Here is a 17,445-nt window from a genome sequence, read left to right as displayed (position 1 = left end):
TGAAATGCATTACGGAAAGCCATTTATTAAGGAACATTTTTACTTTCCTATCCATTATAAAGGAGAAAAAAATGTTTTTAGACATAACAGGCATACTTCTTACAATTTTAATCGTAAGCCCCCGGTACTGGTTTATAGTTCTTGTCATTTCCGTGATGGAGCTAGTTTTTTCTATATGTATTACTACTGCCTTTCACTATGGAGTTACCGAGGTCATTGCAGGGGGTATTTTTTCGTCTATCGTTTGGTCCCCTGGAGATAAAGAGTTTTTACAACTGCTCGGACCAACTTTTTTATTGATTACCGGTGCGGGATTATTAAAACATAGCAACATATTCTGGATCGATTTAATTAACCCCATGGCCGCTTACAAAAGACCATGGCCTGTCATGATGATAAAAACGGCTATTTTCAGGTTGATTATTTTCTTATTTTTCTTTGCAGGGAAGTGACATGGTGGATATATCAAAAAATTTAAAAGAAAATCTTAATTTTCTTTCGGAAAAATTGGGAGTAGGAGAGAGTTTTGATGTTATTTCAAGGCCCTTAAAGGTTGCAGAAAAAAATGCCTTTCTGCTTTTTATAGATGGATTAGTAAAGGACCAGGTAATGCTCAGGATACTGGACTCGCTTATGAAATTAAAGCGTAAAGATTTAAAAATCGACGATATAGAAAGTTTAATCAAGACCAGTATAGGTTATATTGAAGTGGAATCCGTATCTACACTTGAAGAGGTAGTTGACAATGTTCTGGCGGGCCCCCTGGCTTTACTGATTGATGGAGAAAACGAGGCAATTATAATTGACGCCCGAGAATACCCTGTGAGAAATCCTGAAGAACCCGACCTTGAAAGGGTAACCAGAGGACCAAGGGATGGCCTGGTGGAGACAGTAGTTTTTAATACGGCTCTGGTAAGGCGGCGTTTGAGAGACCCTTCGCTGCGCAATGAAATCCTCAAAGTCGGTCTTAGAACCAAGACAGACATAGTGGTGTCATATATAAAGGATAAATGCGACCCTTCCCTGGTAGAAAATATCAAAACAAAAATAAAATCCATTAAGACCGATGACCTGGTAATGGCTGAAAAAAGCCTGGAGGAATTCATACTGGGGGAAAAATTGGAACCCGCTTCCACGGGCACGTTTTACCGAAAGGCCCGATGTGGTGGCTGCACACTTGCTGGAGGGATATGTGGCGGTCATGGTAGATACTTCACCGAGCGTTATGATATTGCCTGCTAATTTATTCAATTTTATCCAACATGCCGAAGATTACTATCAAAACCCGCTGGTGGGGACATATCTCCGATGGGTCAGGACACTGGGGATATTATTGTCATTGATACTGCCTCCCCTCTGGCTGGTCCTGGTTTTAAACAAGACAATGCTGCCATCATGGCTGGAATTTATAGGACCTAAAAAGGCAGCTGCCATTCCCTTTATTTATACAGTTTTTGCTCCTTGAAATTGGCCTGGACTTAATCAGGATAGCGCTGATCCATACACCAAATGCTCTTGCCACTTCTCTTGGATTGCTGGGTGCTATAATGCTTGGCCAGTTTGCTGTTGAAATCGGCCTTTTTTCCCCGGAAACTATTTTGTACGTAGCAATAACTGCTATTGGCACTTTTGCAACGCCAAGTATCGAGTTTTCCCTGGCTGTGAGATTATTCAGGCTAATGATATTGATACTTACAGGCCTTTTTTCCCTGCCCGGTTTTTTAGTCGGTATAATCATAACATTATCGATTTTTATTTCAACAAAATCAATTAACAATGATTCCTATTTGTGGCCGTTATTTCCGCTGGATTTTAAAGCGTTATCTACGGTAATTCTCAGAAAGCCGATTCCTGAAGTAAGAAGCAAGGAAAGGGGAAATAAAAATAAAAAAATGGAAACAATAGGTAACGAAAAATATTATGAGGTGTATTTACTATCATGAAAATTGGAATTCCCAGAGCATTATTTTTTTATCATTATTATCCACTATGGGAGAGTTTTTTTAAAGCGTTAGGACAGGAGGTTGTTTTATCAAATCCGACAAACAAACAAATATTAAAAAAGGGCGTTGAAGTTACTGTGGATGATGCATGCCTTCCGGTGAAGCTATTTCATGGCCATGTGATGGACCTTGCCCATAAGGCCGATACCATATTCATTCCCAGAATAATAAGTATTGAACCGGGAGAATATATTTGCCCCAAATTTCTTGGCTTACCTGATATGATAAAATATAACCTGCCTGATTTACCGCCTGTAATAGACATAAAACTTGATCTTTATAACAAAAAGTCCCGTATATTAGAACATTTTTTTGAAATAGGAAAGAATCTGAATAAAACGCGGTGGGAAGTTTGAAGGCCTATATTGTGGCATGTAAAAGTTTTTCATCATATAAAAATTACATCAGGAAACACAGGATTACTCCCTATGAGATTTTAACTCAGAAAAATTTCAAGTGTATAAAAAACAAACCGAACCCGGTTTTACGGTTTATTATTAGGGCATCCATACAATCTTTATGATAACTTTATAAGTATGGATTTGATAACAAAATTGCGGAAAATAAATGCAAAGATAATAACATATGAAATGATAAATGAAAAAAATATTGTCCAGGGAACAAAAAAACTTACCAAAGGACATGTTCTGGACACTGGGTAAAAATATTCTTGGATGCGCCTATTATTTTTTGGAAAATAAAAAAATCGATGGTATCATACATGTGGCATCTTTTGGATGCGGTCCCGACTCTCTAATCGGAGAACTCCTGGAGCACAGGGTTATGAGGGAGTATAAAGTGCCTTTTTTATACCTAACTCTGGATGAACACTCCGGAGAAGCTGGGTTTGATACCAGATTGGAAGCATTTTTAGATATTCTTGAAGGGAGGAAAGTCAGTGAAAGTAACATTTCCGCACATGGGTAATATCTATATTCCTCTAAAAAGTTTTTTTGAAAGCCTGGGGGTAGAAGTGGTGGTTCCGCCGCCATGCAGTAAAAAAACCCTGGAACTTGGTGTAAAATACTCACCTGAATTTGCATGTCTCCCATTGAAAATAAATTTAGGTAACTTTATCGAAGCCCTGGAAGATGGTGCGGATACCATAGTAATGGCAGGTGGAATCGGACCATGCAGGTTTGGGTATTATGCAGAGGTTCAAAGAGAAATATTAAAAGACCTGGGTTTTGAATTTAATATGGTGGTGCTGGAGCCCCCCAAGGGGCATCTTTTGGAGTTGATTCACAAACTTATAATGGTAACAAACAAAAAAAAAACATACTTACAGGGATATATTAGAAGCAGGGAAACTTGCCTGGGAAAAGGCACTGCTGCTGGATGAACTTGATGTCTTGGCCTGCAAAGCGAGACCCCGAGAGGCATCAACAGGGGCAACAGATAAATGTTATAAGATAGCAATCGAAATGATTGAAAGGACAAAAGAAACCGGCAAAATAAAACAAGTGCAAAAAGAAATAAAGATGATGTTCCATGATATAAAAACGACAGTTAATTTGCCGAGAATCGGTATAATAGGTGAAATTTACACTGTTCTTGAGCCCTTTGTAAACCTTAATATAGAAAAACAACTGGGAGAAATAGGGGTGGAGGTTTATAGAAGTATATATATTACGGATTGGATCCGCCATAACCTGCTGCCATCTTTCATAAAGCCCAGAGAGCACAAAATGCTTCTTGAAATGTCAAAGCCATATATTAATTGTTTTATCGGAGGACATGGCCAGGAAACGGTGGCCCAGGTAGCCAGATTTGCCGGAGAGGGTTTTAACGGGGTTATTCAACTTCTACCATTTACAGGTATGCCTGAAATAGTGGCTAAGAGTGTGCTGTCCAGCGTAAGTAAACACTATTCCATTCCTGTAATGACCCTGGTGCTGGATGAACATGCGGCGGAAGCGGGTTTCAGGACCCGCCTGGAAGCCTTTGTAGATATGATTAATCATAAATCGGAGGTAGAAAGTTTAGATGAGGTGTTCACTTGGAATTGATGTGGGTTCAGTAAGCACAAACCTTGTTTTATTGGATGAAAATAATGAGGTTGTTAGAAAGTTGTATTTAAACACTGCCGGAAAACCCATAGAAGTGCTTGTAGAAGGACTTAAAATGTTGCAGGATGAATTTAATGATTCTCTTGAAATTTTTGCAGTGGGGACCACCGGAAGCGGAAGGCAATTGGCGTCGGTACTGGTGGGTGCGGATATAGTGAAAAACGAAATTACAACCCATGCGGTAGCTGCACTGGAGGAATATCCGGATACCCAAACCATACTTGAAATAGGAGGCCAGGATTCAAAGATTATCATTTTAAGAAATAAAATAGTGGTGGATTTTGCCATGAATACTGTCTGTGCTGCTGGGACGGGATCGTTTCTGGATAGGCAGGCCCAGAGGCTGAGTATACCTATCGAGGAATTCGGCAAAATGGCGCTAAAATCCACCATACCTACAAGAATTGCAGGCCGGTGCGCAGTGTTTGCAGAATCAGACATGATACACAAACAGCAGATGGGACACAGAATTGAAGATATAATCTGGGGACTTTGCCAGGCACTGGTGAGAAATTATCTGGCTAATGTAGCTAAAGGGAAGGAAATAAGGCCGTTGGTGCTTTTTCAAGGAGGCGTTGCCGCTAATGTGGGTATAAAGAAGGCGTTTGAGGAGGAACTGGGCCTTAATATTACAGTACCGAAACATTATAATGTAATGGGAGCTATTGGGGCGGCAATACTGGCTAGAAAATATGTAATGCAATCAAGAAACAAAAGGACAAATTTCCTTGGATTTAATGCCACCATAAAAAATTATGAAGTGAAGAGTTTTGAGTGCAAGGGTTGTCCCAATTCATGCGAGATAATTCAAATTTACGGTGATGACAGACTAATGGCCCGCTGGGGAGATAAATGCGGCAAATGGTCCTCTTCGCTGGCAGTTTAAGTTAACAAAAATTTAACTTGACAACCCGGGCCATGGCATGTTATATTTTAAAAAATTAAATAAGGAACCTCATCTCGGCAAGAGTTGAGGTAGAGGCGCGGTGAATCAAGAGTATCCTTGCGGAGGCTGGAAGCCAATAATGTGAGGAGAAAGGGGTCACCGCCGAAGTGCGGTTTTTATCCGGAAAACCGTGCTGGGACCATATCGAACAGGTATGGGACTGTCACCAAAAAAATCCCAATTTTTTGGTGGAGCGCTACTTCAGTTTAGGGAAAGAGAGGAGGTATTTGCCTTTAGACCATTAGACAACCGGCAAATATCTTGGTTGTCTTTTTTTTTTTACAACCGGCAAATATCTACGGTTGTTTTTTTATTTTAAAATGTTAAGGAAAGCAAAGATATTCCTTAATATAGGGCTTTCCGTAGCACATTTCAAAAAAGCTACCTCTGTTTAATTAAATTAATGAAAGCTTTTTTATTTGAAAGGAGAATATTTAATGCTTTTTGGCACTGCTAGAATCAATGAATTGAATCATTTAGAGATTGGCGGCTGTGACACAGTAGACCTGGCAAGAGAATTCGGCACCCCACTTTATTTGATGGATGAGGAATATATCAGGAAAAACTGCCGTTTATATAAACACACATTGTCGAAACTTCATGAAAACAGCGAAGTTATATATGCCGGAAAGGCCTTTTTAACCATGGGTATGTGTAAAATCATTGAAGAAGAAGATTTAAGCCTGGACGTAGTATCCGGTGGAGAACTGTATACAGCCATAAGTGCGGAGTTTCCGGCCAAAAGAATTTATTTTCACGGAAACAACAAATCCTATGAAGAACTCAGGATGGCCGTGAAATACGGTGTGGGCAGAATTATCGTAGATAACTTTTACGAACTGGAAATGCTAAAAGACCTTGCTAAAAAGCAGCGTAGCAAAATTAAAATTTTGCTAAGGATTACACCGGGCATAGAGGCTCATACACACGACTACATTAAAACTGGCCAGCTTGATTCAAAGTTCGGATTCGGTCTTGAGAACGGCCATGCCGTGATGGCAGTGGAACATGCGCTTAGCTCAAAGGGTATAAAACTTATGGGGTTTCACTGTCATATAGGGTCTCAAATATTTGAAAGAGAGCCATTTAACATGGCGGCGGAGGTCATGCTCAAATTCGCCAGGGATATCCATGAAAGTTTCGGTATTGAGACCAGCGAAATAGACTTTGGGGGTGGGTTTGGCATAAAATATACGGATGATGACAGACCCCTTTCTGTGGAAAATTATCTAGAGACACTGGTGGATTCAGTAAAATTGTGGTCTGAAAAACTCAATATACGGGTTCCTAAAATCCTAATAGAGCCCGGAAGGGCTATAGTAGGTGCCGCCGGAACCACTCTTTATACCGTAGGCTCAATTAAAAATATCCCGGGCGTCCGAAAATATATCAGCGTAGACGGAGGTATGAGTGATAACATCAGGCCGGCGCTGTACGGGGCCAAATATAGTGCCATGATTGCAAACAAGGCGGGAAATCCGCCTGAAGAGAAGGTTTCCGTGGCAGGAAAATGCTGCGAGTCCGGTGATATGCTTATATGGGATATAGAACTTCCCAGGGTTGTTCCCGGAGATATTCTGGCCATTTTTTGCACCGGAGCATACCACTATACAATGTCCAGCAACTATAATATGCTTCCGAGGCCTGCGGTGGTATTTGTAAAAGACGGAAGCGCCCAGTTAATGGTTCAGAGAGAAACTTATGAAGATCTGCTGAGAAATGAAGTATTTAAAAACCAATAAAAAATCTGTTTCCTTTGCTTAGGATTTTTAAAGTGCGCAAAAAGCGCACTTTTTTCATTTCAATATAAATGATATAATGCTATAAGGAGATATATTAAAAGGCAAAGAAAGGAAGTAGTTTCATGGCAAATTTTTTCGGACCCGAGATGCTATTGAGAATACCTGCGTTGTTAATAGCCATTACTTTTCATGAATATGCCCATGCCAAAGTTTCGGACGCCATGGGGGACCCGACGCCGCGGTGGACTGGCAGACTGTCATTAAATCCCATGGCCCATCTTGATCCGGTGGGTTTGCTGATGCTATGGATTTTCCGGTTCGGGTGGGCGAAACCTGTCCAGATAAATCCCTCATATTACAGAGACCCTAAAAAAGGCATATTGCTGGTATCACTGGCTGGTCCCCTTTCTAACTTATTTCTGGCTTTTATCACGATGGTTTTAATAAAGCTGAATTTGTTTTTCAGCGGGATTCTGTCAACATTTATTCATATACTTTTTGTTTATAATCTTGTGCTGGCAGTTTTTAATCTTATACCCATTCCACCCCTTGACGGCTCCAAAATTTTGATGAGTCTGCTGCCGGGAAGGCAGGGCTATGTCTTTTCTCAAATGGAGGCATATGGCCCGCTTATCCTTATTTTGCTGGTTTACTTTGGACTTTTAAATATTATTCTGGATCCTCTCATTACTTTTGTCCACATAGGGTTGGATACATTGTCTAATCTAATTTTATTTAGATTTTAAGTTCAGTTACAGGTGAATATTATGGCACTTAATGTAAAACTGGAAGCTTTTGAGGGGCCCTTTGACCTTCTTTTTCACCTCATAGAAAAAAATCAGATTGATATTTACGATATACCTATTGCCCAACTGACGGACCAGTATTTAGAATACCTGAAAGATATTGAAGAAAACAAAATAGACCTTGCCAGCGAATTTTTAGTAATGGCCGCCACCCTCTTGAGTATTAAATCCAGAATGCTGCTACCCGTCCCAAAAGATGATCAGGTTCAACTGGAACTGGCGGTAGGGGATGATGAACTGGACCCGAGAACGGAACTGGTAAACATGCTGGTGGAGTATAAAAAGTATAAAGATATTGCGGAAGTTTTAAAAAATCGCGAAGAAGAACAGCGGAAATTATTTAAGCGAGTCCCGGAAGACCTGTCATATCTATGGAATGGGGAATTTAACATATCCAATGTTAATCTGGAAAATATGAAGTTTATTTTTTCAAATTTGATTATGAAGAAAAACCAGGAAGGAAAATTGCACACGGTGTCAAAGGACCCATATCCCTTGGCCAAAAAGGTAAAAGAGATATATAAAATCATTGCCAGCAAATCCAGCGTGCTTTTCAGCAAGTTATTCAATAAAAAGTGTTCTAAACTGGAACTGATTGTTACATTCCTTGCCATTCTAGAATTGATTAAAATGAATAAAATAATTGCTGCCCAAGAACGCCTTTTTGATGAGATTGTGGTGACGAGCAGGGAGGTTCGGCAATGGAAATAGATAAATTAATGTCAATTGTTGAAGGTCTTTTATTTGTATCGGGCGACCCTGTCAATATCGGCGATTTATCCCGGACTTTAGAGATATCGGAGGACGAACTCTTGTATTGTGTTCGAAAGCTTCAGGAAGATTACTCTTCTCCTGCAAGAGGTATTATGGTTTCGCAGGTGGGAAAATGTGTAAGACTTACGACAAAACCGGATATTTTTCCCTATGTAGAGAAAATGTTCAAACCTAAAGTAAATTCACAACTTTCAAGGGCTGCCCTGGAAACCCTGGCCATAATCCTGTTCAAACAACCCGTAACAAAACCGAAATAGAAGCTATCAGGGGAGTAAATGTGGAAAAGGCCCTCAGCAGCCTTCAAGAAAAAAATCTGGTCCATGAAATTGGCCGTCTGGACGCGCCGGGACGACCTATCCTCTACGGAGCTACCGATTACTGTATGGAATACTTTGGAATATCAACATTGGAAGATATTCAAAAATAATATAACATGTATTTTTTAGCATCATTTTCCATAAACTAAGAGAAAAAGTTAAACGGTGATTTTGTTGATTTACATAATATTAGCCTTAACTTTTTCTCTTTTTGTTTTATCTCCGGTAAAATTTAATTTATATTTTTATAAAAAGGGTTCTGACGAACACATGGAAATATCTGTTGTTTATTTGAGAGTAATTAAGGTAGATGTCAAAGTCCCCGAAATGAGCTTTGATATTAAAAATATGATTCCATTTATGACCTTTAAGGTAAATTTATCAAACCGTAGAATAAAAAAAGTAAAGAAAACCGAAAAGGTTGTATTTTCTCCCCTGAGATTCAGGATAGGTATGGCATTAAACTTTATAAAAAGATTGTCTGCGCAGATTAAAAGATTTAAACCGGTAATCAGGGTGTTTTTAAAAACCATAAAAATCAACAAGTTCGATATTGGTATCAAATTTGGGGTGAAGGACCCTGCCATCGCCGGGATTATAGCAGGTGGAATATGGAGTTTTATATATTTTATTTTAAGTGTTATGTCATATTATTTCGATTTCGAAAGAGTATCCAGTGATATAACAGTATTCCCATTATTATTAAAAACTGAACCCGCACAAATAGTCTTTAAAGGTATAATTCAAGTCAGGGTTGGTCATATTATTATTACAGGTTTATTTATTCCGGTAATGTGGCTTATTTCACGAAGAAGTTATTTTAATGCAAGGAGAGCGAAAGAATATGGATGGACATCCAATTGAAAGTTTAATAAAAACTTCCATGGAAAGTATTAAAGAAATGGTGGATGTAAATACAATAGTAGGAGATGCAGTGGAAACACCGGATGGTAGTGTTATAATACCCGTATCAAGAGTAACCTTTGGCTTTGCTGCCGGCGGCGGGGAATTTGATTCGAAAAGCTCCCAGAACGCCGATAAAGGTGGGCAGCAAAAACTTCCCTTCGGAGGGGGGTAGCGGCGCCGGCGTATCGGTTCAACCTGTGGCTTTTATGGTTGTAGGTCAGGGTCAAATAAGGCTTTTGCCGGTGACACAAAGCGCCATGATTGAAAGAATTATAGATGTGGCTCCCCAAATTCTGGACCAGTTAAAGAGTATTTTGAAGAAAAACAACGAGTCATTTACGGTTCAGGCGAGATAGCCTGGCTTTTTTATATTGAAAAAAGTTTTTTTTTAAGTTTAAGATATAAATTATCAGAAATAAATCGGGAGAGGTGAAATAAATGGAACTAGAAAAAGCTGTGGAATTAATATGGGAAAATCGTAAATATACAACGACCGATCCCAAAGAAGCCATAAGCCATTTAAATGAAGAAGTTGCGGAATCTCTAAAAGCTCTTTTACGTAATGAACAGGATAAGGCAAAAAGGGAATTGGAAGATGCTTTATCATGCCTTTTTATTGCCCTGAAGGTACTTGATATCAACCCCGAGGAAGCTGTAATGCGCCAGGTAACTCAGATGAAACAAAGACATGAGAAGATGATGATTTTTAAAAAAGATAAGGTAGAAATATATGTAAATGGGGTGTTAAAGGGAGGCTGGTCTATTTGGAGCGATGAGGATGTAAAAGAAGCGGAAAAAATAGCCAAAGAATTCGGCTGCAATATTTGTTATGAATAAATGAAACTGGTAATCCCTCCAGTTATTATTCGAATGAATTTGTATCATTAACCAAAAAATAACCTTAGCTGGAGGGATTAAATATATGCTGAAAAAAACTTTAATACTATTATTTATTTTTGTTACAGTATGTTCGGGTTTTGCAAGGGCGGAAAATATTTCTCTTAATGTTGACGCCCGGGCATATGTCTTAATGGAACCAGTTACCGGACGGATTTTGATAGAGAAAAATTCTGAAGAAAAAAGGGCTATGGCGAGCACCACGAAAATAATGACGGCGATAATTGCCCTGGAAAGGGGGAATCTGGAGTCAAAGGTTAGAGTTAGTACAAAAGCTGCCGCTATAGGAGGTTCATCCTTTTACCTCCGAGCAGGAGAAACCATGTCTCTAGAAAACCTACTTTACGGACTTCTTCTGCCATCAGGGAATGATGCCGCCGTAGCAATTGCAGAACATATTGGGGGCAATGAAAAAAACTTTGTAGATTTAATGAATTTAAAAGCATTGGAAATTGGGGCATTAAATACTCATTTCATGAATCCTCACGGCCTTGACGAGCCCGGACATTATACTACAGCCCGGGATCTGGCAATGATTGCGCGGTATGCATGGGGTATCCCAAAATTCAGAGAAATAGTTCAAACCAGAGAAAAGATCATAAATGAAGGCAGCCATTCAAGGCACATTTATAATACCAACAGGCTTTTGTGGAGTAAAATCGGAGTTAATGGTATAAAAACTGGTTATACAGGCGCAGCCGGAAGATGCCTTGTGGCCTCGGCGGCAAGAAACGGTTTTCAATTGATTGCTGTGGTCCTGGGAACAGGGGATCATTTCGGCAACTCTTATAAGCTGTTGAACTACGGGTTTTCCCATTACAAATACGAGCATGTGGTGGTAAAAGACAGATTATATACTACGGCCCGGGTGGAAAATGGAATACTTGACATAGCACTGCTGGTGGCAGGTGAAGATATTTTTCTTCCGGTTGGCGAAAATGAAACAGTTGATTTGAAGATGGTGGTCCCCGACAGTATAAAGGCACCGGTAATTAAAAACCAGCCCATAGGTGAAATTCAAGTTTTTATTAAGGGAAAACAGGTTTGCAAAACTGTATTGAAGTCCGCTCAAGATATACGTGAAAAAACATTCTTTGACATGTTTTATAGAATTATAAGAGAATGGTTGAGTTTTAGCGAAGCACCTTTTGGTGCTTTTTTACTATATAAATATTACTATGTAAATATTACTATTATTAAAGGCTGGATATTTAGAAAAAATAAGATTAATATAGAATCCACGTAAAAAGCGGAATAAATATCAATCATAAAAAATAAATACCATTTAATGAAAAAAACTAAAAAAATTTTTTGTATGTAAGAAGGATTTTCAATAAAAATGTAGAATACTTATAATGCAAAATAGCTCATCATTGATGAGGAGGTATAAGATGGCAGATCCATATAAAACAGGAATGTTTAAAATGAATCCATATGCCAAGAAAAAACCTTTAAAAGGGAACCTCGTGGTTGTCCTTGATGGGAAATATGAGGAACGTGGGTTAAAACTCATTGCTCAACCATCCCGCTGCCTTTTGCAAAATGAAGTTCATGAAATGATACTAACGGACGAAACAAAGGGACCTGGAGATACAGTAAACAGAATTGCCTATCTTGGGTTTTTTACTGTCAAGGAAAGCACCGTCATTGTTGTAGGTGATGAGGTAAAAGTGGCGGGAAATGTCGTTGGAAAGATAGCAGGTTTTGACGAAACTCACATGCCAAACCATTATAATATTGTAATCTATAGTGATGAGCGCATATCAGGAAATGAAAGAAATCTAAAGCTGGATGATGAGGTAGAAATCGGATAAAAAGAATAAAAAAGTTTTTTATGAAAAAAATAAATTTGGAATACGCTTTGAAGGGAGGTGTATTTTATGTCATTCGAAAAAAGCTTCAGGAGTTGGGCATCACATTGCCTGAACCGCCAAAACCGGTTGCAGCTTATGTTCCAGGGGTAAAAGTAGATAAGTATATCTATACTGCAGGTCAGATTCCCTTCGTAAATGGGGAGTTGAAGTATAAGGGGAAAGCCGGAAAAGAAGTTACGGTGGAAGATGCTTATGAAGCGGCCAAAATTTGTGCATTAAACTGTCTGAGCATTATAAAATCCTTGGCGGGAAGTCTTGACAACGTTGAAAAAATAGTTAAAGTTGTCGGATTCGTAAATAGTGCCGATGGTTTCAACCAGCAGCCAAAAGTCATAAATGGTGCTTCAGAATTGCTGGGCCAGATTTTTGGCGATGCAGGGGCCCATGCGCGCTCCGCGGTAGGTGTGAGCGAGCTACCCATGGATGCCACATGTGAAGTTGAACTTATTGTAAAAATAAAATAATCAGGAGGAGTTTTAAAATGGCCAAGTTCACAAAGAAATTTGAAATGTATAGGTTCCTACAGGCCAACATACCCAATATCTACGCCGAAGCCCGGAAAGCCGCCGATGAGATAGGGATTCCGGCTGAATTGAGAGGAAAATTTGGTTTAACCGGAGCCATATCCGGATGTCCCTCGCCTCTTACAAAAAAAGTAAGGGAAGCTCTGGATAAGGGAAGCACGGAGGTTATCCCTCTTGCAAAACTTGTAGATGAAATTCGTTCAATTGTAAAGGATGTTTATGGCGATGAATATGATGTAGCTCCTGTCAACACCTGTGAAGCAGGTCTCTGGGTAACTTTCGACGCTCTGTTTACTCCGCCTATGCAGGGAAGAGGAGACAGTTACCAGGCTCGTTACATTATTCCCTATGAAAAACACCTGCATCATCATGGTGGATACGGTAGACCCTTCCCGGGAAGATTTAAAGACATCCTTGCCGATAGGGGGTCCACTCCGGGAGAATTAGGTTTCTACGGCAAGAGGCAGAACAACACCAGTGTTTATATTGCTCCTCTTGTAGGTGCGGATTACTCAGTCCATGGAATAAAATACCATCCTGTAATTCAATTGACAAAAGTGGATCCTGAAGCTTCTGCCAAAAAGATCAAAACCATAGCCGACAGGCATGCCTCCATGTTGACAGGTATCACTTCACTGGGATATGACACACCGGGTTATGGATATGGCGTGAAGGATACCGATGGAACACCAATATTGCAAAAGAGGCTGGCTGAAATTGCCCATGATTTTGACATACCCTATGTAATTGACAATGCCTGGGGTGTTCCCTTTATTGGCCATGACATCAGAAAGAGCGGTGCCGATGTTATTATCTACAGTCTTGACAAAGCCAGTGAATCTACAACTGCTGGTTTGATTATAGGTAAAGAAGAATTCATGGTACCCATTAGAAGAGCCCTGGGTATGCATGGTGACAGGTACGGCACCACGGCTTCCTACGGCAAGGCAGCCTATGTTACAAATGATCCCGGTAAAGAAGCTCTTCTTGGGGTAGTTGCTGCCCTGAAGGAGTTGAGGGACAATCCCGCTGAATTGACCAAACCCGTAGATGACATGTACAACATTGTAAAAGAAGAGTTTGAACAGATTCATCCAAAGATTAAGAAAGGTTTAATCATCACAAAATCCTACAATTCCAGAGCTATTGAAGTAAACTATGAAAACACATGGAACGGCACTGAATTGGGTCTGCCGATATTCTCCATAGAAGATATGTATGCCGGAACAAACATCTTCCAGAGCGGTTTGGGACCAATGGGTGTAATTCCCACCGTGGCTTATGACGCAAATATAATGATCTCACCGGGCCTTGGAACAACCGACGAAAATGGCCAAATAGTGGAAAAGAATTTCAGATATGCTGTTAAAGCCCTGGTTAAGTTGATGGAAATCGTTGCTAAATACAGCGGTTTCATAGACTAAGATTTTCTAAATGCCAAAGGGTCTTCCCTTTGGCATTTTCCAAAAAAAGAGGGAGGGAAAAAGATGCCAAAAGTAGTTGTAATTGGCGGTGGATGGTCAGGTTGCGCCGCAGCACTTTCCGCAAAAAAAGCCGGCGCCGATGTAGTTTTGCTTGAGAGAACGGATATGCTGCTGGGAACCGGCCTGGTAGGCGGTATTATGAGAAATAACGGAAGATTTACCGCTACCGAAGAAATGATTGCAATGGGTGGCGGAGAATTATTCCAGGTAACGGATAATGTTGCCCGCCATAAAAATATCGAATTTCCGGGCCATAAGCATGCAACATTATACGATGTGGCAAGGGTTGAACCGGCTGTAAAAAAGGTTTTACTGGATGCAGGTATCGAAATTCATACCGAAAGCAGAGTAAAAGATGTTGAAGCCGAGGGTAAAAAGATTAAAGCGGTTATTACCGATAACGATGAAAGATTTGAGGGCGACGTCTTTGTAGAATGTACCGGAACGGCAGGCCCTCAGGGTAACTGCACTAAATATGGAAACGGATGTGCCATGTGCATCATAAGATGCCCAAGTTACGGCCCCAGAATAAGCGTTGCCGGCAAAATGGGAGTAAAAGAAATGATGGCTAAGAAAGCCGACGGCACTTATGGAGCCATGAGCGGATCCTGTAAGCTTCACAAGGATTCCCTTTCCAAAGATATAGTTAATAAATTAGATTCTACCGGTGTAGCGGTAATTCCCGTTCCTGAAGAGGTAAGGGAAGGAGCCGATATTTTAAATAAAAAAGCATGCCAGCAATATGCCTTGAAGGAATTTATCGAAAATGTGGTGCTTTTGGATACAGGCCATGCTAAATTGATGACGCCATTTTTCCCTCTGGAAAACCTAAGGAGAATTCCAGGGTTTGAAAATGCCAGATATGAGGACCCATATGCCGGAAATCGAGGTAATTCTATGAGGTATCTGGCCATTTCTCCAAGAGACAATTTCTTAAAGACCGAAGGGGTAGACAATCTCTTCTGCGGCGGTGAAAAGGCCGGCCCCCTGGTAGGCCATACCGAAGCTATTTGCACCGGTACTCTGGCCGGAGCCAATGCTGTCAGGTTTGCAATGGGCAAAGAACTGGCACAGATACCCACCGAACTTGCTGTAGGTGATGCCATCGCTTATGTAAAAGAACAGATGAAAACCGAAGAAGGTATTTCCAAAAAATATACTTTCTCAGGTTCGGTGTATTTTGAAAGAATGAAGCAGCTGGGCCTTTACACTACAGATGTAAATGCCATAAAACAACGGGTAGAAAAAGCAGGCATGACAAACTTCTTTAATCAGAAAATAGTATAAAAATCACGACATGAGAACATCATATAAAAAAGGGGTCATAAATTTGGCCCCTTTTTATTATTTTATAATATTTTATATTTTGGAGGGGAAATAATGGTTCACCTTTCTACCATACACTGGGTATATTTTGGAATGGTCATCGTGATAATTGCAACTATGGCATTGAGAAGGGATACGGTTTTGCCCTGTGTAATCGGCATATTGCTTGTGGGTTTTGTATCGACAGGAAATGCATGGAAATCTGTACAGGTACTTTTCAATGCTTTAATTGCTGCCGGAACCGAGTTTCTCGGTTTAATAACTGTAATCGGTCTGGTGGTGGCCATGTCAAAGGCCATGGGCGATGTAGGTAGCGATTATCTAATAATGAGGCCTACGGCCAGAATCATGGTCAACGCTGATATTGCATTCTGGGTGCTCGGTTTTGTGATGTTGATTGTAACGCTATTTATCTGGCCATCCCCGGCTGTAGCTTTGATTGGCGCAATTATGCTTCCCATTGCGGTCAGAGCAGGGCTTTCGGTGATGGGAGCCGCTGTGGCTATGAATATCTTCGGCCATGGCCTTGGATTATCAGGAGATTATGTAATTCAGGGTGCTCCCGCCATTACCGCAAAAGCCGCAGGATTCGCCACTGCCACACCTGTAATGAGCGCAAGTTTTCCATTATGGCTTACAATGGGTATAGTGACAACTGTTTTGTCTTATATCTTTGTAAAAAAGGATATAACTCGAAATAAGGGTGAAAATGAAGCCCACAGACTTGCATATGAAAAAGCTGATGAGAAACAAAAAAATAGGAAATTTACATCAGTATCATATGTGGGGGCCGCCTTATTTGTAATCTTATTTTTGATTGACATTTTTTTGCTTTTAAAATTTAAATTAAGAGGCGGAGATGCCACGGCGCTAATAGGTGGAACGGCCCTTGTTATAACTTCAGTTATTTCATTATTGGGGTTTGGTGCGGATTCACTCGAAAAAATTACCGATTATGTCAGAGAAGGTTTCTTGTTTGGAATGAAAGTTTTTGCACCGGTTATAGTGATAGGAGGATTTTTCTTCCTGGGGTCCGAATCTACTGCCAGAGCCATTTTAGGCCCCCAGGCTACAGGCCTTTTATCAGATCTCGGTATTGCATTATCCCAGGCGGTTCCTTTAAGCAAGATTCCAGTGGCGTTCATACAAATGATAATTGGCGGCATCACAGGATTGGACGGTTCGGGATTTTCAGGGCTTCCCCTGGTGGGTTCCCTGGCTCAGACATTTAGCACCGCTATTCATGTGGACAAAGCCACTCTTGGAGCCCTCGGTCAAATTGCCGCTGTATGGGTTGGAGGCGGCACCATTATTCCCTGGGGCATAATACCGGTTGCTGCCATAGCCGGTGTCGACCCCAATGACCTCGCCCGAAAAAATTTTATCCCTGTCATAATTGGGTTAATCGTAACTACGATTGTAGCAATCTTTATCCTGTAAAAAGATGAACCAATATTAAGGGAAAATAGTCACACAATTTCTCTACCGAGAATATTTTATATAAATATTCTTTTTAATGGAGGGAGTTGCTGTGACTATTCATCGTTTTTGGAATAAAGAATGTGAAAGGCTTTCCGAACAAAACTGTCCGTGTATTTTAGCAGAAGTGAATGCCTGTCCTGTTTGTGATCATTTAAAGGGATATGATCTGATACTTTTCGGTATGAAAGATAACATCTGTAATGATATAGGAATTTTGAGAGAAGAAATAAAACAAAGCTCTCTTGTTTCAATGCTTTATTTATAAAAATATATTTTTTTTAGATTAAAAGTAATG

At 40.2% G+C, this 17,445-nt stretch carries 20 protein-coding genes, 3 pseudogenes and 1 riboswitch; all 23 genes and pseudogenes read left to right on the top strand.

The window, feature by feature from the left end:
• Window positions 1-71 precede the first annotated feature (71 nt).
• Window positions 72-452 carry a hypothetical protein gene (locus tag D2962_RS08640; RefSeq protein ID WP_120765514.1) on the top strand — a complete coding sequence of 127 codons (381 nt, stop codon included), beginning with the start codon at window positions 72-74 and terminating at the stop codon, window positions 450-452.
• 1 nt (window position 453) lies between these two features.
• Window positions 454-1,242: a spore germination protein gene (locus D2962_RS18005; RefSeq protein ID WP_222927484.1), complete on the top strand. Its 789-nt coding sequence runs from the start codon at window positions 454-456 to the stop codon at window positions 1,240-1,242.
• Window positions 1,193-1,465 (top strand): spore germination protein, encoded by a 273-nt coding sequence (locus tag D2962_RS18000; protein WP_222927483.1) that lies wholly within the window; start codon window positions 1,193-1,195, stop codon window positions 1,463-1,465. Before D2962_RS18005 ends, D2962_RS18000 begins: the two co-directional genes overlap by 50 nt.
• Window positions 1,455-1,943 carry a spore germination protein gene (locus tag D2962_RS17995; RefSeq protein WP_222927482.1) on the top strand — a complete coding sequence of 163 codons (489 nt, stop codon included), beginning with the start codon at window positions 1,455-1,457 and terminating at the stop codon, window positions 1,941-1,943. The genes D2962_RS18000 and D2962_RS17995 overlap by 11 nt, the downstream gene beginning before the upstream one ends.
• Window positions 1,940-2,665: pseudogene (locus D2962_RS19970) on the top strand (acyl-CoA dehydratase activase-related protein). The gene D2962_RS17995 and the pseudogene D2962_RS19970 overlap by 4 nt, the downstream one beginning before the upstream one ends.
• On the top strand, window positions 2,601-2,930 hold the full coding sequence (locus tag D2962_RS08620) for a 2-hydroxyacyl-CoA dehydratase (protein ID WP_162991165.1): 330 nt from the start codon (window positions 2,601-2,603) through the stop codon (window positions 2,928-2,930). Before D2962_RS19970 ends, D2962_RS08620 begins: the two are co-directional and overlap by 65 nt.
• On the top strand, window positions 2,902-3,345 hold the full coding sequence (locus tag D2962_RS18505; protein ID WP_245984511.1) for an acyl-CoA dehydratase activase-related protein: 444 nt from the start codon (window positions 2,902-2,904) through the stop codon (window positions 3,343-3,345). Before D2962_RS08620 ends, D2962_RS18505 begins: the two co-directional genes overlap by 29 nt.
• Window positions 3,346-3,355: 10 nt before the next feature.
• Window positions 3,356-4,012 carry a hypothetical protein gene (locus D2962_RS18500; protein ID WP_245984509.1) on the top strand — a complete coding sequence of 219 codons (657 nt, stop codon included), beginning with the start codon at window positions 3,356-3,358 and terminating at the stop codon, window positions 4,010-4,012.
• On the top strand, window positions 3,990-4,958 hold the full coding sequence (locus D2962_RS08610) for an acyl-CoA dehydratase activase (RefSeq protein WP_120765511.1): 969 nt from the start codon (window positions 3,990-3,992) through the stop codon (window positions 4,956-4,958). The genes D2962_RS18500 and D2962_RS08610 overlap by 23 nt, the downstream gene beginning before the upstream one ends.
• A gap of 82 nt (window positions 4,959-5,040) precedes the next feature.
• Window positions 5,041-5,225, top strand: a riboswitch (Lysine riboswitch).
• Between the two features lie 230 nt (window positions 5,226-5,455).
• Window positions 5,456-6,760, top strand: coding sequence for a diaminopimelate decarboxylase (lysA, locus tag D2962_RS08605; RefSeq protein WP_122014748.1), 1,305 nt, complete (start codon window positions 5,456-5,458; stop codon window positions 6,758-6,760).
• Window positions 6,761-6,882: 122 nt separating this feature from the next.
• Window positions 6,883-7,506, top strand: a complete 624-nt coding sequence (locus D2962_RS08600; protein WP_122014747.1) for a site-2 protease family protein — start codon at window positions 6,883-6,885, stop codon at window positions 7,504-7,506.
• Window positions 7,507-7,527: 21 nt separating this feature from the next.
• On the top strand, window positions 7,528-8,277 hold the full coding sequence (locus tag D2962_RS08595; RefSeq protein ID WP_122014746.1) for a segregation and condensation protein A: 750 nt from the start codon (window positions 7,528-7,530) through the stop codon (window positions 8,275-8,277).
• Window positions 8,268-8,767: pseudogene (gene scpB / locus D2962_RS08590) on the top strand (SMC-Scp complex subunit ScpB). Before D2962_RS08595 ends, scpB begins: the two are co-directional and overlap by 10 nt.
• Window positions 8,768-8,927: 160 nt before the next feature.
• On the top strand, window positions 8,928-9,521 hold the full coding sequence (locus D2962_RS08585) for a DUF2953 domain-containing protein (RefSeq protein ID WP_162991164.1): 594 nt from the start codon (window positions 8,928-8,930) through the stop codon (window positions 9,519-9,521).
• Window positions 9,502-9,919: pseudogene (gene ytfJ, locus D2962_RS19545) on the top strand (GerW family sporulation protein). Before D2962_RS08585 ends, ytfJ begins: the two are co-directional and overlap by 20 nt.
• Before the next feature lie 82 nt (window positions 9,920-10,001).
• Complete coding sequence (locus tag D2962_RS08575) at window positions 10,002-10,400, top strand: MazG nucleotide pyrophosphohydrolase domain-containing protein (protein WP_120765504.1); 399 nt, start codon at window positions 10,002-10,004, stop codon at window positions 10,398-10,400.
• 85 nt (window positions 10,401-10,485) lie between these two features.
• A complete protein-coding gene (locus D2962_RS08570) occupies window positions 10,486-11,706 on the top strand; it encodes a D-alanyl-D-alanine carboxypeptidase family protein (RefSeq protein ID WP_120765503.1) in 1,221 nt (406 codons plus the stop codon).
• A 145-nt stretch (window positions 11,707-11,851) separates the two neighbouring features.
• Window positions 11,852-12,274: a DUF6917 domain-containing protein gene (locus D2962_RS08565; RefSeq protein WP_120765502.1), complete on the top strand. Its 423-nt coding sequence runs from the start codon at window positions 11,852-11,854 to the stop codon at window positions 12,272-12,274.
• Window positions 12,275-12,294: 20 nt separating this feature from the next.
• Window positions 12,295-12,798: a RidA family protein gene (locus D2962_RS08560; RefSeq protein ID WP_122014744.1), complete on the top strand. Its 504-nt coding sequence runs from the start codon at window positions 12,295-12,297 to the stop codon at window positions 12,796-12,798.
• Window positions 12,799-12,815: 17 nt separating this feature from the next.
• Window positions 12,816-14,282 (top strand): hypothetical protein, encoded by a 1,467-nt coding sequence (locus tag D2962_RS08555; RefSeq protein ID WP_120765500.1) that lies wholly within the window; start codon window positions 12,816-12,818, stop codon window positions 14,280-14,282.
• Window positions 14,283-14,345: 63 nt separating this feature from the next.
• Entirely contained in the window at window positions 14,346-15,629 is a 1,284-nt protein-coding gene (locus D2962_RS08550) for an FAD-dependent oxidoreductase (protein ID WP_120765499.1), read from the top strand.
• 93 nt (window positions 15,630-15,722) lie between these two features.
• A complete protein-coding gene (locus D2962_RS08545) occupies window positions 15,723-17,108 on the top strand; it encodes a hypothetical protein (protein ID WP_120765498.1) in 1,386 nt (461 codons plus the stop codon).
• A 91-nt stretch (window positions 17,109-17,199) separates the two neighbouring features.
• Complete coding sequence (locus tag D2962_RS08540; protein WP_122014743.1) at window positions 17,200-17,415, top strand: hypothetical protein; 216 nt, start codon at window positions 17,200-17,202, stop codon at window positions 17,413-17,415.
• The last annotated feature ends 30 nt before the right edge of the window (window positions 17,416-17,445 follow it).

This window comes from Biomaibacter acetigenes (genome assembly GCF_003691585.1).
Lineage (GTDB): Bacteria > Bacillota > Thermosediminibacteria > Thermosediminibacterales > Tepidanaerobacteraceae > Biomaibacter > Biomaibacter acetigenes.
Note: the sequence above shows the minus strand (reverse complement) of the source record. Positions and strands in the feature narration are given on the sequence as shown.

Bases quoted from the DNA above. Each gene is read 5' to 3' on its own strand.
- D2962_RS08640 (WP_120765514.1), top strand. From the start codon at position 72: ATGTTTTTAGACATAACAGGCATACTTCTTACAATTTTAATCGTAAGC.
- D2962_RS18005 (WP_222927484.1), top strand. From the start codon at position 454: ATGGTGGATATATCAAAAAATTTAAAAGAAAATCTTAATTTTCTTTCG.
- D2962_RS08620 (WP_162991165.1), top strand. From the start codon at position 2,601: ATGAAAAAAATATTGTCCAGGGAACAAAAAAACTTACCAAAGGACATG.
- D2962_RS08610 (WP_120765511.1), top strand. From the start codon at position 3,990: ATGAGGTGTTCACTTGGAATTGATGTGGGTTCAGTAAGCACAAACCTT.
- lysA (WP_122014748.1), top strand. From the start codon at position 5,456: ATGCTTTTTGGCACTGCTAGAATCAATGAATTGAATCATTTAGAGATT.
- D2962_RS08600 (WP_122014747.1), top strand. From the start codon at position 6,883: ATGGCAAATTTTTTCGGACCCGAGATGCTATTGAGAATACCTGCGTTG.
- D2962_RS08595 (WP_122014746.1), top strand. From the start codon at position 7,528: ATGGCACTTAATGTAAAACTGGAAGCTTTTGAGGGGCCCTTTGACCTT.
- D2962_RS08585 (WP_162991164.1), top strand. From the start codon at position 8,928: ATGGAAATATCTGTTGTTTATTTGAGAGTAATTAAGGTAGATGTCAAA.
- D2962_RS08575 (WP_120765504.1), top strand. From the start codon at position 10,002: ATGGAACTAGAAAAAGCTGTGGAATTAATATGGGAAAATCGTAAATAT.
- D2962_RS08570 (WP_120765503.1), top strand. From the start codon at position 10,486: ATGCTGAAAAAAACTTTAATACTATTATTTATTTTTGTTACAGTATGT.
- D2962_RS08565 (WP_120765502.1), top strand. From the start codon at position 11,852: ATGGCAGATCCATATAAAACAGGAATGTTTAAAATGAATCCATATGCC.
- D2962_RS08560 (WP_122014744.1), top strand. From the start codon at position 12,295: ATGAAAAAAATAAATTTGGAATACGCTTTGAAGGGAGGTGTATTTTAT.
- D2962_RS08555 (WP_120765500.1), top strand. From the start codon at position 12,816: ATGGCCAAGTTCACAAAGAAATTTGAAATGTATAGGTTCCTACAGGCC.
- D2962_RS08550 (WP_120765499.1), top strand. From the start codon at position 14,346: ATGCCAAAAGTAGTTGTAATTGGCGGTGGATGGTCAGGTTGCGCCGCA.
- D2962_RS08545 (WP_120765498.1), top strand. From the start codon at position 15,723: ATGGTTCACCTTTCTACCATACACTGGGTATATTTTGGAATGGTCATC.